At 49.6% G+C, this 14,448-nt stretch carries 10 protein-coding genes, 1 tRNA gene and 2 rRNA genes (1 of these 13 only partly in view); 12 read left to right on the forward strand and 1 reads right to left on the reverse strand.

The window, feature by feature from the left end; all coding sequences use genetic code 11:
* The 3 genes from SRBAKS_RS00935 to SRBAKS_RS00945 form a co-directional block, all read left to right on the forward strand.
* Positions 1-2,215 (forward strand): 23S ribosomal RNA (locus SRBAKS_RS00935); it begins 727 nt to the left of the window's first position.
* Between the two features lie 69 nt (positions 2,216-2,284).
* Positions 2,285-2,399 (forward strand): 5S ribosomal RNA (gene rrf / locus SRBAKS_RS00940).
* 622 nt (positions 2,400-3,021) lie between these two features.
* Positions 3,022-3,660, forward strand: coding sequence for a TetR/AcrR family transcriptional regulator (locus SRBAKS_RS00945; protein ID WP_229592671.1), 639 nt, complete (start codon positions 3,022-3,024; stop codon positions 3,658-3,660).
* A 39-nt stretch (positions 3,661-3,699) separates the two neighbouring features.
* Here the strand turns inward: SRBAKS_RS00945 and SRBAKS_RS00950 are convergent, their stop codons facing one another.
* Complete coding sequence (locus tag SRBAKS_RS00950; RefSeq protein ID WP_229592673.1) at positions 3,700-4,092, reverse strand: Ros/MucR family transcriptional regulator; 393 nt, start codon at positions 4,090-4,092, stop codon at positions 3,700-3,702.
* Positions 4,093-4,420: 328 nt separating this feature from the next.
* On the opposite strand from SRBAKS_RS00950, the gene SRBAKS_RS00955 reads away from it, so the two are divergent.
* The 9 genes from SRBAKS_RS00955 to lon all read left to right on the forward strand — a co-directional run bounded on the left by SRBAKS_RS00955 (position 4,421) and on the right by lon (position 14,362).
* Positions 4,421-4,864, forward strand: a complete 444-nt coding sequence (locus SRBAKS_RS00955) for a hypothetical protein (RefSeq protein WP_229592675.1) — start codon at positions 4,421-4,423, stop codon at positions 4,862-4,864.
* 172 nt (positions 4,865-5,036) lie between these two features.
* Positions 5,037-5,924, forward strand: coding sequence for a MerR family transcriptional regulator (locus SRBAKS_RS00960; RefSeq protein WP_229592677.1), 888 nt, complete (start codon positions 5,037-5,039; stop codon positions 5,922-5,924).
* A 123-nt stretch (positions 5,925-6,047) separates the two neighbouring features.
* On the forward strand, positions 6,048-6,476 hold the full coding sequence (locus tag SRBAKS_RS00965) for a hypothetical protein (RefSeq protein ID WP_229592679.1): 429 nt from the start codon (positions 6,048-6,050) through the stop codon (positions 6,474-6,476).
* An 84-nt stretch (positions 6,477-6,560) separates the two neighbouring features.
* Positions 6,561-7,940, forward strand: coding sequence for a bifunctional hydroxymethylpyrimidine kinase/phosphomethylpyrimidine kinase (thiD, locus tag SRBAKS_RS00970; RefSeq protein WP_229592681.1), 1,380 nt, complete (start codon positions 6,561-6,563; stop codon positions 7,938-7,940).
* 71 nt (positions 7,941-8,011) lie between these two features.
* Positions 8,012-8,096, forward strand: a tRNA-Leu gene (locus SRBAKS_RS00975).
* A 49-nt stretch (positions 8,097-8,145) separates the two neighbouring features.
* Positions 8,146-9,636 (forward strand): trigger factor, encoded by a 1,491-nt coding sequence (gene tig, locus SRBAKS_RS00980; protein ID WP_229592683.1) that lies wholly within the window; start codon positions 8,146-8,148, stop codon positions 9,634-9,636.
* Positions 9,637-9,894: 258 nt separating this feature from the next.
* Entirely contained in the window at positions 9,895-10,518 is a 624-nt protein-coding gene (clpP, locus tag SRBAKS_RS00985; protein WP_347339440.1) for an ATP-dependent Clp endopeptidase proteolytic subunit ClpP, read from the forward strand.
* Positions 10,519-10,523: 5 nt separating this feature from the next.
* Positions 10,524-11,777 carry an ATP-dependent Clp protease ATP-binding subunit ClpX gene (gene clpX / locus SRBAKS_RS00990; RefSeq protein ID WP_229592687.1) on the forward strand — a complete coding sequence of 418 codons (1,254 nt, stop codon included), beginning with the start codon at positions 10,524-10,526 and terminating at the stop codon, positions 11,775-11,777.
* 119 nt (positions 11,778-11,896) lie between these two features.
* On the forward strand, positions 11,897-14,362 hold the full coding sequence (gene lon / locus SRBAKS_RS00995) for an endopeptidase La (RefSeq protein WP_229592689.1): 2,466 nt from the start codon (positions 11,897-11,899) through the stop codon (positions 14,360-14,362).
* Positions 14,363-14,448 lie beyond the last annotated feature (86 nt).

The raw sequence follows: 14,448 nt of genomic DNA on the forward strand, positions 1-14,448 counted from the left end.
GATCTATCCATGAGCAGGCTGAAGCTTGAGTAAAATCAAGTGGAGGGCCGAACCAGTATCGGTTGAAAACGATTTGGATGACTTGTGGATAGGGGTGAAAGGCCAATCAAACCCGGTGATAGCTGGTTCTCTCCGAAATATATTGAGGTATAGCGTCACATTAGTTTGCCGGAGGTAGAGCACTGACAGGGCTAGGGGCCTCACCAGGTTACCAACCCCTATCAAACTCCGAATGCCGGTAAATGTTGTGTGGCAGTCAGGCTATGGTTGCGAAGGACCATGGCCAAAAGGGAAACAGCCCAGACCAACAGCTAAGGTCTCGAAATCAATGCTAAGTGGGAAAGGTGGTGGAGTTGCTGATACATCCAGGAGGTTGGCTTAGAAGCAGCCATCCTTTAAAGAAAGCGTAATAGCTCACTGGCCTAGCGATTCTGCGCCGAAAATGTAACGGGGCTAAGCATTGTACCGAAGCTTTGGGTTCATACTTTGTATGAGCGGTAGGAGAGCGTTCTCAGATGGGATGAAGGTGGACCGTGAGGTTAGCTGGACTAATGAGAAGTGATCATGCTGGCATGAGTAACGATAAAATAAGTGAGAAACTTATTCGCCGTAAACCTAAGGTTTCCTGGGTAAAGCTAATCTTCCCAGGGTAAGTCGGCCCCTAAGGCGAGGCAGAAATGCGTAGTCGATGGGAAACAGGTTAATATTCCTGTACATGTATATGTGTGCGATGGAGGGACGCAGAAGGATAGATGATCCGGGTGTTGGATATCCCGGTGCAAGCGCGTAGGGTTGAACTGTAGGTAAATCCGCAGTTCTGTATGCCTGAGACGTTATGCCGAGTCTTTAATCGACGGAAGTCATTAATTCCATACTGCCAAGAAAAGCTTCTAAGTTTAGCATATGCATACCGTACCGCAAACCAACACAGGTAGGTGGGTCGAGCAGACCAAGGCGCTTGAGAGAACTCTGGTTAAGGAACTCGGCAAAATGACCCCGTAAGTTCGCGAGAAGGGGTGCTCGAAATTGTGATCATTTAACTTTGTGAGCGATTTTGAGACGCAGAAAATCGGGGGGGGCGACTGTTTACTAAAAACATAGGTCTCTGCTAAGTCGTAAGACGATGTATAGGGACTGACGCCTGCCCGGTGCTGGAAGGTTAAGAGGTGGGGTTAGACTTCGGTCGAAGCTCTGAATCGAAGCCCCAGTAAACGGCGGCCGTAACTATAACGGTCCTAAGGTAGCGAAATTCCTTGTCGGGTAAGTTCCGACCTGCACGAATGGCGTAACGATCCCCCCACTGTCTCAACCAGAGACTCAGTGAAATTGAATTCCCAGTGAAAATGCTGGGTACCCGCAGAAGGACGGAAAGACCCTGTGCACCTTTACTGCAGCTTGACATTGGTATTTGATTAATAATGTGTAGGATAGCTGGGAGACTTTGAAGCATGTTCGCCAGAGTGTGTGGAGTCAACCTTGAAATACCAGCCTTTATTACTTAGGTATCTAATCCAATGCCGTGATCCGGCTTGGAGACAGTGTCTGGTGGGTAGTTTGACTGGGGCGGTCGCCTCCTAAATAGTAACGGAGGCTTGCAAAGGTTACCTCAGGCTGATTGGAAACCAGCCGTTGAGTGCAAAGGCATAAGGTAGCTTGACTGTGAGAGAGACATCTCGAGCAGGAACGAAAGTTGGTCTTAGTGATCCGGTGGTTCCGCATGGAAGGGCCATCGCTCATAGGATAAAAGGTACGCCGGGGATAACAGGCTGATCGCGTCCAAGAGTTCACATCGACGACGCGGTTTGGCACCTCGATGTCGGCTCATCACATCCTGGGGCTGAAGCAGGTCCCAAGGGTACGGCTGTTCGCCGTTTAAAGTGGTACGCGAGCTGGGTTTAAAACGTCGTGAGACAGTTTGGTCCCTATCCTCTGTGGGCGTAGGAGAATTGAAGAGGGTCTGCCCCTAGTACGAGAGGACCGGGGTGGACGAACCTATGGTGTTCCTGTTGTCACGCCAGTGGCATTGCAGGGTAGCTATGTTCGGAACGGATAACCGCTGAAAGCATCTAAGCGGGAAGCCAGCCTCAAGATTAGTTCTCCCTGGACATTTATGTCCCTAAAGATCCCTTGAAGACTACAAGGTTGATAGGCTGGAGGTGTAAGCAACGTGAGTTGTTCAGCTGACCAGTACTAATAGATCGTGCGGCTTATTTAAACATTATATGGAATTCTCTCTTCCCCTATTTACTTATATATTTGAGTAAATATTACTCAACTCTTTTTTCTTGGTGACCAAGGAGGAGGGGGTACACCCGGTCCCATTCCGAACCCGGTAGTTAAGCCCTCCATCGCCGATGATACTGCATGGTAGCGTGTGGGAAAGTAGGTCGTTGCCAAGGAATATTTCTAAAGCCCTGATTCATACGAATCAGGGCTTTTTTGTGTTCTATCCACAAGGCCTGGAGCCCATCCCGCCATCCAAGGCAGCCGTACCCGCACCAGGTCAACACCCGGCTGTTCGGCAAGCACCCACAGCTTCAAGTGGTGAGCGCCGGCTACAGGGACTGGCGTTGCCGATGACGCCTGATCCAGCCAGAACAATGCAGACTAGCTCACGGTTTCCCACCGCTTCGGCCTGTACTCCTATCTGTCTTTAATGATAGACGATCCTTGTGTGCGGCAGCGCCGTCTGCAATCGTTCATACCGTTGCTGGCTGATGCCGTCGCATCCTCATATGTCGAGCCGTTCAAGCGAAGTGTGCTTGGCTAGCTCCGGCACGGAAGCGTCAGTGATATCAGTGAACGAAATGAAAAGAAAACGAAGCGGCATCCCGGAAAATACGGACACACCCGCATCCGTAATTTTTATTCCGGGTGGGGTTCATATTTGAATTGTCGGTTTGTCAGATTGGTCTTCTTGATTTATGATAGATTCAAAATCATTAATATATTCATACACAAGGTCTATGTTGTTGATTCGAAGTTTTTTCTTCTCAGAAGGTCAGAAATCAGGAGTTGAGTATGTCACACCTCCAAATTGTTCCCAAGGTTATTCCAATACGAAATAAGGAACAGACAAAAGAAAAACTCATTCGAGCCGTAGGGAAGGTCGTGGCCGAAGTCGGATTCCAACGTCTTGGGGTTAATATGGTCGCTCGCGAAGCTGGTGTCGATAAGAAGCTCATATATCGATATTTCCGTGGGCTTCCTGGCTTGATGACGGAGTATGGTAAGACGATAGAGTTTTGGCCAACTGCTGAAGAGTTGATCGGAGATGATACAGATATCATCAGAAAGACTCCTCCTGGTAAGCTCATGGGGATTTTCTTTAAACGGTATTTACGCGCTATACTCAAGCGGCCTTTAACGCTAGAGATTCTTGCTTGGGAGGCAATAGAGCGCAATGAGCTGACTCAGTCCTTGGAAGATGTTCGCGCCAAGACAGCTTTAGAGTTTTTTGAGATGATGGAAGAAGATCCGCCAGATGAAATTGATTTGACCGCTCTCGTTCTTATTATGGCAGGGGCGGTGAATTTCCTGGCGGTTCGATCAAGGATTCATCGGACTCTAGGCGGGGTAGATATTCAGTCCGAAGACGGTTGGAAACGTATTGAAGATACAATTGACCTTATGCTGGAACGCACATTAAATCTGTCCTAAAAAAAGAGGCCCGGGTATTTCCCGAGCCTCTTTTATCACTTAGCTGTTCTGGCCTCGTTTCGTCCAGAGCTTCATTTCTTTCATTTTCTTTCTGCGTGCTCTTTGCAGGGATTTACATACCAATGGCAGTTTTTTCTTATAGCCATATTTTTCCCTGTATTCTTCAGGGGTAAGTCCATGGCTGGCAAGATGCTTTTTGGTGATGACTTTAAAAGACTTGCCGCAGACACAGCAAAGAATGGATTTTTCGCGAATAGCTTTTTGAGGATCAACTGCTGTTGATTCTTCTGCTGCGACAGGTGCTCCTTCTGCGATGGCCTTGATGCCAGTAGCCAGTTTTTGCACCATTGAAGTGATTTCGTCCTCAGTCATAGTCCTGACACTTGCCTGTGCTTTGACTATTTCCAAGGCTTCCTTCAAATAATCTTCCATAAAATAACTCCTTATATGTGTTAAGTAAGTATGCACCCGTATCTATGCCAGGCTGCAATAGTGTGAGTGCCTGTCGTGAATACAATAATACGAGGTGCAGAGTTTGTTAGGTTGCTCTTGATGTTAACATTAATAGTATACAGTATACTATTTTCAATATGTCAAGAAAGATTGCTAATAATCATATATGAGTTTGTGTACAATGGTAACTCTGTTATATTTGTCCATTCTTTATGTACTTTTACTTGGGCCTTGATTCCAAAACTGCCGTAGAGTAAGCTAAAATAATCGGCACTGCACTTATAAATTTAGATTACTGGAGAATTCAATGTCTATTGATAATAATGTTCATAAATTGAAAACAGTCAAACCTGATGAGTCACAGGTCGGGGAGTCTGAACAGACGGTTCAGGCCTCTATGGATCAGACTCAACGGGATATGAGCAAGGTCGCTATAATTGTCTCTCTGCTTGTTGTGGTACTTCTGATCATTTTCTTTTTTGGTATGAATCGAAATATTGCTGGATTGACCGATGAAGTGAAAAGCCTTGGAGCTTTGCGTGAAGACGTGTCTTCCCTTGATCAACGAGTTGTTCAGATGGAAGAAGATATGCCAGCCAAAATGAAACGCATGATCGCTCAGGATATTGTAAATGAAATGGCCATGCGTGCAGCTTATCTTGGTAATACTTTGGACGATGAAGCTCTTAGGGTAAAAATGCAGGAAATCTTGCAGAATCTTAAGGAAGTCCGTGGAGAATTGGCTGAGTAAATTCTAGCTCTCATATACAGTGCATTGGATGCGTCGGACATTTCCGACGCATTTTTTTTGTTTTTGATGATTTCTATTGATTGTTCATTGTTGTTTAAAAATATGTTGACAATAAAGAAAATTAACATTTATAAACATAGTGAAGAGCGATGATCAACAAGTGAGTAAGGCTATGAATAAAAAATTTATCAGCTTGAGAGAGGTTGGTCGACAGTTGGATATTCCGCCGTCGACTATCGTCTATTATAAAGATAAATTTGCAAAATATATCCCATCAGAGGGCGGAGAGGGGCGGCGCACGCGCTACCCAGTTGAGGTTCTTGAAATCTTCAGGAGGATTAGAAAGATGTTCAATGACAACTGGTCTACTGAACAAATTGAACGAGAATTAGCTCTCAAATTCAGTGTGTTAATGAATGATCAACAGCGTGATCAACTTTTTGAACAGCCTCTTTCGCGTCAAGGGTTGGACCACCTTTCAGGGGTGTTGTCCAAGATGTCTGACGTGCTGGAGAATCAATCACTCTTCAGGAGTGAGATACGTTCACTTCGGGATGAGGTCGCTGAGTTGCGCTCTGAGCGTGACGCTGAAAATTTGCGTCAGCAGGAGTCGATTGTCTCACTTCAGCAGGAGTTGGCTTCCCTGAAACGGCGTGTAGCTGGACAAGGGGGAGGCGACGGCATTGATTTCCCGCCTGCTGATTTTTTGGCCGGGCCGTTGGTTATTGAGTCCGGTGGTGAGTATCTTGGTGTGCAGGGGCGAGGAAAAAGTCCTTTTTCATTGGCTGATTTTGTTCAGCTTATCGAGCGTAAGCAGTCTGATGTCGTCTCGGTTGAAACTTCATGGAAACGGCAAAACGGTCATTGGGTGCTTGTAGTGAGTACTGATGACGCTGAAAACGGTCGTGAGCAGAATATTTTTTTGGTAGCCAGACAGACTGTGACGCCAAGCAAAAACACTGTTACCGAGATTATTCGATTGAACATCGATGGGCAGGATGCGCCGGATGCTTTGCTGCTGACTTTGTTCCGTCAGTTGAAGACCGTTTTTAATGGATAGTTTCTCTATTTTTATTAATAATATTCTAGAAAAACTCTTGATTGATTTGCGCGTTTCACTTATATAGCTACTGCTGATGAAACTAAAAAAGTATGTTTCGCCGGTTCATTTGGAGGAGACGGTATGCCCCAGGTTGCAGCTAGAATTACACATGATCAGGAAAAATGGCTCAAGGACTATTTTAAGACCAAGAGCGCTGGTGCAGAATTCATCCTGCCATGGGCTGTGGATGTCTTTTTCAAGTCTATCCGAAATGTCTCCAGTGACTTTTCCGTCGCAGAACTGAAGACCATCTTGGAGTCGCACAAGGAATTGAAGTTACTCCCGAACCAGTCGAAGCAGGCATATCTACTGCTGAGGGTCGAGGAAGCGTGTGACGAACACAGTGTGCATATTCAACACGGTGCAAGTAAGTCTAACCTCGAAGTGAAGCTTCGTCGTCTTTCTGATCTGCAGGCCACTGCCCTGATGATATGGGCCACGGCATACTGGGTATCCAAAGCGTGGAACGGAGTTTCTGTGGAAGATTATGTGAAGCTCTCCTGCGGTTAACCTTCCGCATAGTATTTTTTTAATGCGAATGTCGTGTGCCGGTGTTAGTACCAGCACACGACATTCGCATTTTTGGAGGCAAGAATGGATCGACTCCCTTGCATACTGACCATTGCCGGTTCGGATTCCGGAGGTGGGGCAGGTATACAGGCCGATATCAAGGCCATAACCATGCTCGGTGGATACGCAGCTAGCGTCATTACCGCGCTGACTGCTCAGAATACCAAAGCTGTGACGAGCATCCATGCTCCGTCGGCTAAGTTCGTGGCGAAACAGCTGGTCACGGTTCTAGATGATATAGAAGTGGATGCAGCCAAGACGGGCATGCTGTTTTCGGCTGCCATTATCAAGGAGTTGGCTCCCGTCCTCGCCAAAAAGACTTTCCCTCTGGTTGTTGATCCTGTCTGTGTAGCGACTTCCGGCACTAAGTTGCTAAAGGACGATGCGTTGGATGCCTTGATTGAGCACATCTTCCCGCTGGCTGACTTGCTGACCCCCAATATTCCGGAGGCCCAGCTTTTTACCGGCATTGAGATAAAAGGGAGGGATGACGTTTTCAAAGCTGCCGAAAAGTTGCTTGCAATGGGCCCGAAAGCTGTTTTGATTAAGGGGGGGCATTCCGATTCATTTGCTGTTACAGATTGGTTTGTGACACCCGGAGCCCAGCCTATGCCATTTATGCAGCAGCGAGTGGATACGAAAAACACGCATGGAACAGGGTGTACGCTTTCTGCTGCCATTGCTGTCGGATTGGGCCAGGGTTTGAACATGGGGGCAGCCATTCTCAAGGCCCAGGATTACTTGAATCTGGCTCTGCGGGCTGGGTACCGCCTTGGAGAGGGCGGCGGGCCACCTAATCATCTGGCTCCATGGTTCAAGGAGCAGGCGCGAAATGACGTTCTTGCACAGGTGGATGAAATAGGGCGACGGCTTATTGCAGCGTCTGGTTTCAAGGTCATGCTGCCGTTGGGACGTGCCAATATTGCAGTGGCATTGCCCTATGCTGACAACGTTTCTGAAGTTGCTGGATTTTCTGGTGGTTTTATAGTTTCCTCCAGGGATCATGTGTCTGTGGTTGGGTATCCTGAATTCGGTGCTTCGCTCAGGTCTGCTTCCGTCCTTTTGGCTGTGAACCGGCTACAGGGACAGTTTGGCGCTTGCATGGCTCTTGGGTCTACCCCGGTCATAAAGCTCGCCTTGGAGAAAGCAGGGGCGGAAGTCATCTGGATGGATCGGGATGGTATGCCGGAATCCATGCGAGATGAGAATGGGAGTTTTGAAGAGTGGGGCGCCTTTGAAGCTTACAAAAGTTGCACGAACCCCGAAGCTGTTCACGCTGTCGGTGATCCAGGTGCCATTGGGCGTGAATCCGTTATTTACATTCTGGCCGAAGACACCGAGGCCTTGATGGAAAGAATGCATGAAATAGCCGATGTTTTGACCGCAGATGTGGACAGTTTATAGTTTTAATGGTTTCAGTCGCCTTATAAGGTTGACATATCTTGAGGAGCTTGCTTAATAAGCACGTTCTTTTCGCGGGCGTGGCGGAATTGGTAAACGCGTCAGATTTAGGATCTGGTACCTCACGGTTTGGGGGTTCGAGTCCCTCCGCCCGCACCACAATTGCCATATTACGCGCCAACAGTGGCGTTTCAGGAGGATACATTTCATGGAATACAATGTTGAAGAGATCTCGCCGGTAAAACGGAAAATTACGGTCGAAGTCCCTGCCGAAGAGGCAAACGCCGCTATTTCTGCTGCCATCGCCCTGTATCGTATGCAGGCTGACGTCAAAGGTTTTCGTAAGGGCAAAGTGCCTTCTACTGTTGTGGAGTCCAAATTCCGCAAACAGATTTATGGCGAAGCTACTACTGATTTGATCAACTATCAGATCAATGAAATCATGAGCGGTCTGGCCATGCAGCCCATGTCCCGCATCGATGTCGATGCCAGGGAAATCGTTCGCGATGAAGATTTTTCGTATGCCATCGAATTTGAAGTGGCTCCCACTCTTGATCTTCCCGAGTACAAGGGGCTTCCTGTCGAGGAAGCCGATGTTTTCGTTTCCGACGAAGAAGTCGCCGAAGTGGAAAGCCGCATTCTGGCCAACAACGCCGAAGTCAAAGTCATTGAAGATGTGCGTCCTCCCAAGGATGGCGAAGTCGCTTCCGTGAGCTTCGGTGCGTATCAGGGAGACCAGATTGTTGAGGGCATACAGGCCGAAAACTTCGACCTGGTGCTTGGCGAGAATCAGGCCCTGCCCGAGTTCGAAGACATGCTCAAGACCATGACCACCGGCGAATCCGGTGAGACGGATGTCACTTTCCCGGCTGACTTCATCAATGAAAAGCTGGCTGGACAGACTGTGACCATGAAGGCCAAGCTGCATGCCATCAAGGAACGTATCACTCCCGAGATGAGTGATTCCGTTGCTCAGAAGGCCGGTTTCAAGGATGTTGAGACCATGCGTAACGGTATCCGTGAATCCTATTCTTCCCAGCGCAAGCAGATGAACAAGGCTGCCGCACAGTCCAACCTGCTCAACACGATTATTGATCAGATTACAGAATTCCCGCTCCCTCCTGCAATGGTCGAGGATCGCATCGATCGTCTGATTAAGGATCTGGAATACAAGCTTGACCGTCAGGGTAAAGGCTTCCAGTCTCTGGGCAAGAGCCCTGAGGAATTGCGTTCCGACTTCCGTGGTGAAGCGGAGTCGACCGTTAAGGCTGAAATTTTCCTGTTGGCTGTTGCTGCCGAAGAGTCTCTCGATATAACTCCCGAGGAGATCGAGTCCACGCTGGGCCAGCTCGCCATGCAGTCCCGTCAGCCGCTGCACGAACTCAAGAAGTACTATGAGGACAATAACCTCATCGTGCCTTTGAAGGATCGTCTGCTGTGCGACAAGGCTTCCGAACTGATTTACGACGCTGCCGAAGTAACGCTGGTAGCCGCTCCGACAGAAGGCAAGAAGGCCGCAGAAAAAGCGCCGGCCAAAAAAGCTGATGCTGCTACCGCTGACGGTCCCCAGTTTGCTTCCAAGGCTGAAGCCGTTGAGTGGGCCGTTGCCAACCTCGGTATCAAGGAAAGCACTGCAAAGGGATACTCTCTGGCAAAGCTTCAGGAACGGGCTGACAAGTTCACTGAGCAGGAAGCGTAAGTTCTTCGTTTACTCAGTCTCGAATGAAACGCGGCGGCCTGGATTCTCCGGGCTGCCGTTTTTTTATTGCTTCAGCCCTTGACCTTGGCTGCCAAATACCTATTTGGGACAATGCCGAGTAAAGAAGTTTCCCCTTGTCCTTGCAGGGGAAATATCTCATACTGATCATACTTGAAATAGAGTAAAGACGGCTGCTTTTTGATTGATACAAGCGGTAATGTTTTTACCTCTACCGTCCGATAACAAGCTAACGTTCCCATGAAGGAGACATACATGGTCGCCATCCCCATGGTCATCGAAACCACCGGTCGCACTGAACGTGCCTACGACATCTACTCTCGCCTGCTTAAAGACCGGATTATTCTGCTTGGCAGTGCCATTGACGACCACGTCGCCAGCCTCATTTGTGCCCAGCTTCTTTTCCTGGAGTCAGAAAATCCGGAAAAGGAAATTTATATGTATATCAATTCGCCGGGCGGCGTCGTGACCGCAGGCATGGCAATCTATGATACCATGCAATATATTTCAGCGCCCGTGGCCACACTGTGCCTTGGGCAAGCCGCCAGCATGGGCTCGCTCCTGCTTGCGGCAGGCGAAAAAGGCATGCGGTATGCACTGCCTCATAGCCGGATCATGATTCATCAGCCGTTGGGAGGAGCCCAGGGGCAGGCCACGGACATCGAAATCCAGGCTAATGAAATCCTGAGACAAAAGAAAATACTCAATCAAATTCTCGCCGATCATACCGGGCAGAAATTGTCCAAGATCGGCACGGATACCGACCGTGACTATTTCATGTCTGCTGAGGAGTCGGTAGAATACGGTCTCATCGACAAGGTCATGAAGTCCCGTGAAGATGTGAGTGAAGACAGCAAGGGTTAAAAACCATGAGTGAAAAGAAAGAAAATTCATCTGATTTGAGCTGCTCCTTTTGCAGTAAGAATCAGGTCGATGTACAACGGCTCATAGCCGGACCTGACGTGTATATTTGCGATGAATGCGTTGCGTTATGTAATGACATCATGGCTCAGGAGACCATCAGTGAAGAGTTCGAAGATGGTCGTCTGCTGCCGCCGCAGGAAATCAAGGCATTACTTGACGAGTATGTGATCGGACAGGAGCAGGCCAAGAAGATTTTGTCTGTGGCTGTGCACAATCATTACAAACGCGTTTTTTATGCTCAGGCCAACAATGGCCCGGATGAAGTGGAGATCGACAAGTCCAATATCCTTCTCATCGGTCCAACCGGGTCCGGTAAGACGCTTTTGGCCCAGACATTGGCGCGTGTGCTTAAAGTGCCGTTTGCCATTGCTGACGCCACCACATTGACCGAAGCTGGCTATGTGGGCGAGGATGTTGAGAACATCCTGGTTCAGCTGTTGCAAAATGCAGACTATGACATCGATTCCGCTTCTCGCGGCATTATCTACATTGATGAGATCGACAAGGTCGCTCGAAAGGGCGATTCCCCGTCAATTACTCGTGATGTTTCGGGTGAAGGCGTCCAGCAGGCGTTGTTGAAGATCATTGAGGGTACGGAGGCCAATATCCCGCCCAAGGGTGGCCGGAAGCATCCCCAGCAGGAGTTCATCCGCATGGATACCTCCAACATCCTGTTTATCCTTGGCGGTGCGTTTATCGGTCTGGACAAGATCGTACAGCAGCGCAATCAGGGCACAGGAATGGGGTTTGGCGCCAAGGTCGAGGCCAAGAAAGAGATGCCCCTGGACGAATTGTTCAGCATGTCTCAGCCCATGGATCTCATCAAGTTCGGGCTTATCCCCGAATTCATCGGTCGTATTCCGGTGCAGACAGCACTGCAGGAATTGACCGAGGATGATCTTGTTCGCATCCTTCAGGAACCCAAGAACGCTTTGGTCAAACAGTATCGCAAGCTTTTCGAGCTGGACAAGGTGGAACTCACCTTTACCGACAACGCGCTCAAGGCCATTGCTCGCGAGGCAGTGGAGCGCAAGACCGGTGCTCGTGGACTGCGCAATGTGCTGGAAAAGACCATGCTTGAGATCATGTACAAGCTGCCGGCCATGCCGGATGTACGCGAGTGCGTGGTCAACTCGGCTGTGGTGGAGAAGGACATGGAGCCGCTCCTGCTCTACCATCAGGAAGTGAAGTCGGCGTAAAGCCGATATCCGGGCGTTGACTTTCAGAACTCGGGCCTTACTTCCATTTTATCGTAGGCAATCGCTTCCCCGTTACTGCGGGGAGGCGTCGCTCCATATATAACCCCTCGGAGGAATAGATGCCGACATTTGGATTCGACGGCAAGAAGTCCCCTGAAATGCTGACCCTCCCCATGATGTCTCTTCGGGAAGTGGTCATGTTTCCAAAATCGATCGTTCCGCTGTTTGTGGGACGTGAGGCCTCTATCAAGGCTATTGAGACTGCTGTGGCCGATTACGGCAAGCAGATTTTTCTGGTAACGCAGAAGTCCCCGGAAAAGGAACATCCCGAACCGGAAGATCTGTATCGAGTGGGTACGGTCTCCAAGATTTTACAGATGCTCAGGTTGCCCGACGGAACCATCAAGGTTTTGTTTGAAGGCGTGTCTCGTGCCGTGTGGTCTCCTGAAGATGATATGCTCCAGTATGTCGAGGAGGAAGAAGGGGGGTATCCCAAGGCGAGATTTGCTCCCCTTGAGGAGTCGGGCGAAGCCTCCCCGGAGGCCAAGGCTCTTATCCGTGCCACGCATGAAGCGCTGGATGAATTCGGCAAGGTCAACAAGAAGGTGGCCCCGGAAGCAATTCTGGCAATGTCGACCATCAAGGATCCGGGGCAGCTTGCCGATCAGCTTATGCCCCATCTCAAGATTGATTTTGCTCGCAAGCAGGAAATCCTGGAAGAGCTGGATGCATCCAAGCGCCTTGAGCGCGTGTATGAGTTGTTGCTTGGCGAAATCGAAATCGTCTCCATTGAGAAACGCGTCAAAGGGCGCGTGAAAGATCAGATGGAGAAGAATCAGCGCGAATATTATCTCAATGAGCAGGTCAAGGCCATCAACAAGGAGATGGGCCGCGAGGATGATCCTCAGGCCGAAGCTCTGGAGCTGGAAGAGGCGCTTGATGCAAAAGTCATGACCGAAGAGAATCGCGAGCGGGTTCGTAAGGAAATCAAGAAGATGCGGACCATGCAGTCGTCCAGCGCGGAATATACCGTGGTTCGCAACTATATCGATTGGGTGCTCGATCTCCCGTGGGGCTCAATCAAGGACGATAAGGACGTTGATATTACCAACGCCCGGGCCATTCTTGACGAAGATCATTATGGTCTGGAAAAGCCCAAGGAGCGCATCCTTGAATATCTGGCGGTGCAGACACTGGTCGAGACCATGAAAGGTCCCATCCTTTGTTTTGTCGGCCCCCCTGGCGTGGGCAAGACATCCATCGCCAAATCCATTGCCCGGTCCATGGACCGTGAGTTCCTGCGTCTCTCTTTGGGCGGCGTGCGTGATGAGGCCGAGATTCGCGGTCATCGTCGGACTTACGTTGGCGCTATGCCCGGCAAGATTATTCAGTCCCTGAAACGGGTGAAGCACAATAATCCGGTCATTTGCCTGGACGAGGTGGACAAGATGTCCGCTGATTTCCGTGGCGATCCGTCTGCCGCGCTTTTGGAAGTGTTGGACCCGGAACAGAATTACGCATTCAATGATCACTACCTGGATCTCGATTACGATCTGTCCAAGGTGTTTTTCATTACTACGGCCAACAGCCTTGAAGGTATCCCCTTGCCGTTGCAGGATCGTATGGAAATCATACGACTGCCCGGTTATTTGGAAACTGAAAAGGTCGAGATCGCCAAGGGATTCCTGTTGCCCAAGCAGATTGAGCAGCACGGACTCAAGCCCGAGAACTTGAAGTTCTCCGAAAACGCCATTCTGGATGTTGTGCGGTATTACACCAGAGAAGCTGGTGTGCGTAACCTGGAGCGAGAACTCGCCTCCATCTGTCGTAAATCCGCCATGAAGATCGTGGAAGAGAAAGATCGCGACAAGGTTATCTCTGTCACAAAGCAGTCTCTGTCCAAGATGCTCGGTGTGACCAAGTTCTCTTACGGCGAACGTGAAAAGGAAGCGCAGGTCGGCGTCTGTAATGGTCTGGCCTGGACCCAGCTCGGCGGCGAGATGCTGCTGGTTGAGGTCGCGCTTATGCCCGGTAAGGGGAAGGTTGAGATCACCGGTAAGCTCGGCGATGTCATGCAGGAGTCGGCACGTGCTGCCATTTCCTACATCCGCGCTCGTTCTGACCTGCTCGGCTTGAAACCTGATTTCAACACCAAGGTCGACGTGCATATCCATGTGCCCGACGGTGCGACCCCCAAGGATGGTCCCAGTGCCGGTATTACCCTGACCACTGCGCTCATTTCCGCGCTGTTGAATATCCCGGTGCGTCATGATCTGGCCATGACTGGTGAAATCACCCTGCGTGGTCGCGTTTTGCCTATCGGTGGTTTGCGTGAGAAGTTGTTGGCAGCGCATCGTGGTTTGATTAAAACCGTGTTGATTCCGTCAGAGAATGAAAAGAACCTGAAGGATGTCCCCAAGGATATTCTCAAGGATTTGGAAGTTATTCCGGTCAAGACCATGGATGAAGTCATCGACAAGGCGCTTAAGGGTGGTCCCGAGACCGTCTGGAACAAGCAGCATGGCGAGGCACCGGTCGCGGCTGAACTCCTGAAGGAAGACAGACCGCAGGCTTCGCCTCAATAGACCTGGTAAAAAATGAAAAGATCAAGGCCGGACGATACATCGTCCGGCCTTTTTTTTGTCTGCGTTCAACGAGTTAGGGCAGTGAT

Source organism: Pseudodesulfovibrio sediminis (assembly GCF_020886695.1).
Classification (GTDB): domain Bacteria; phylum Desulfobacterota; class Desulfovibrionia; order Desulfovibrionales; family Desulfovibrionaceae; genus Pseudodesulfovibrio; species Pseudodesulfovibrio sediminis.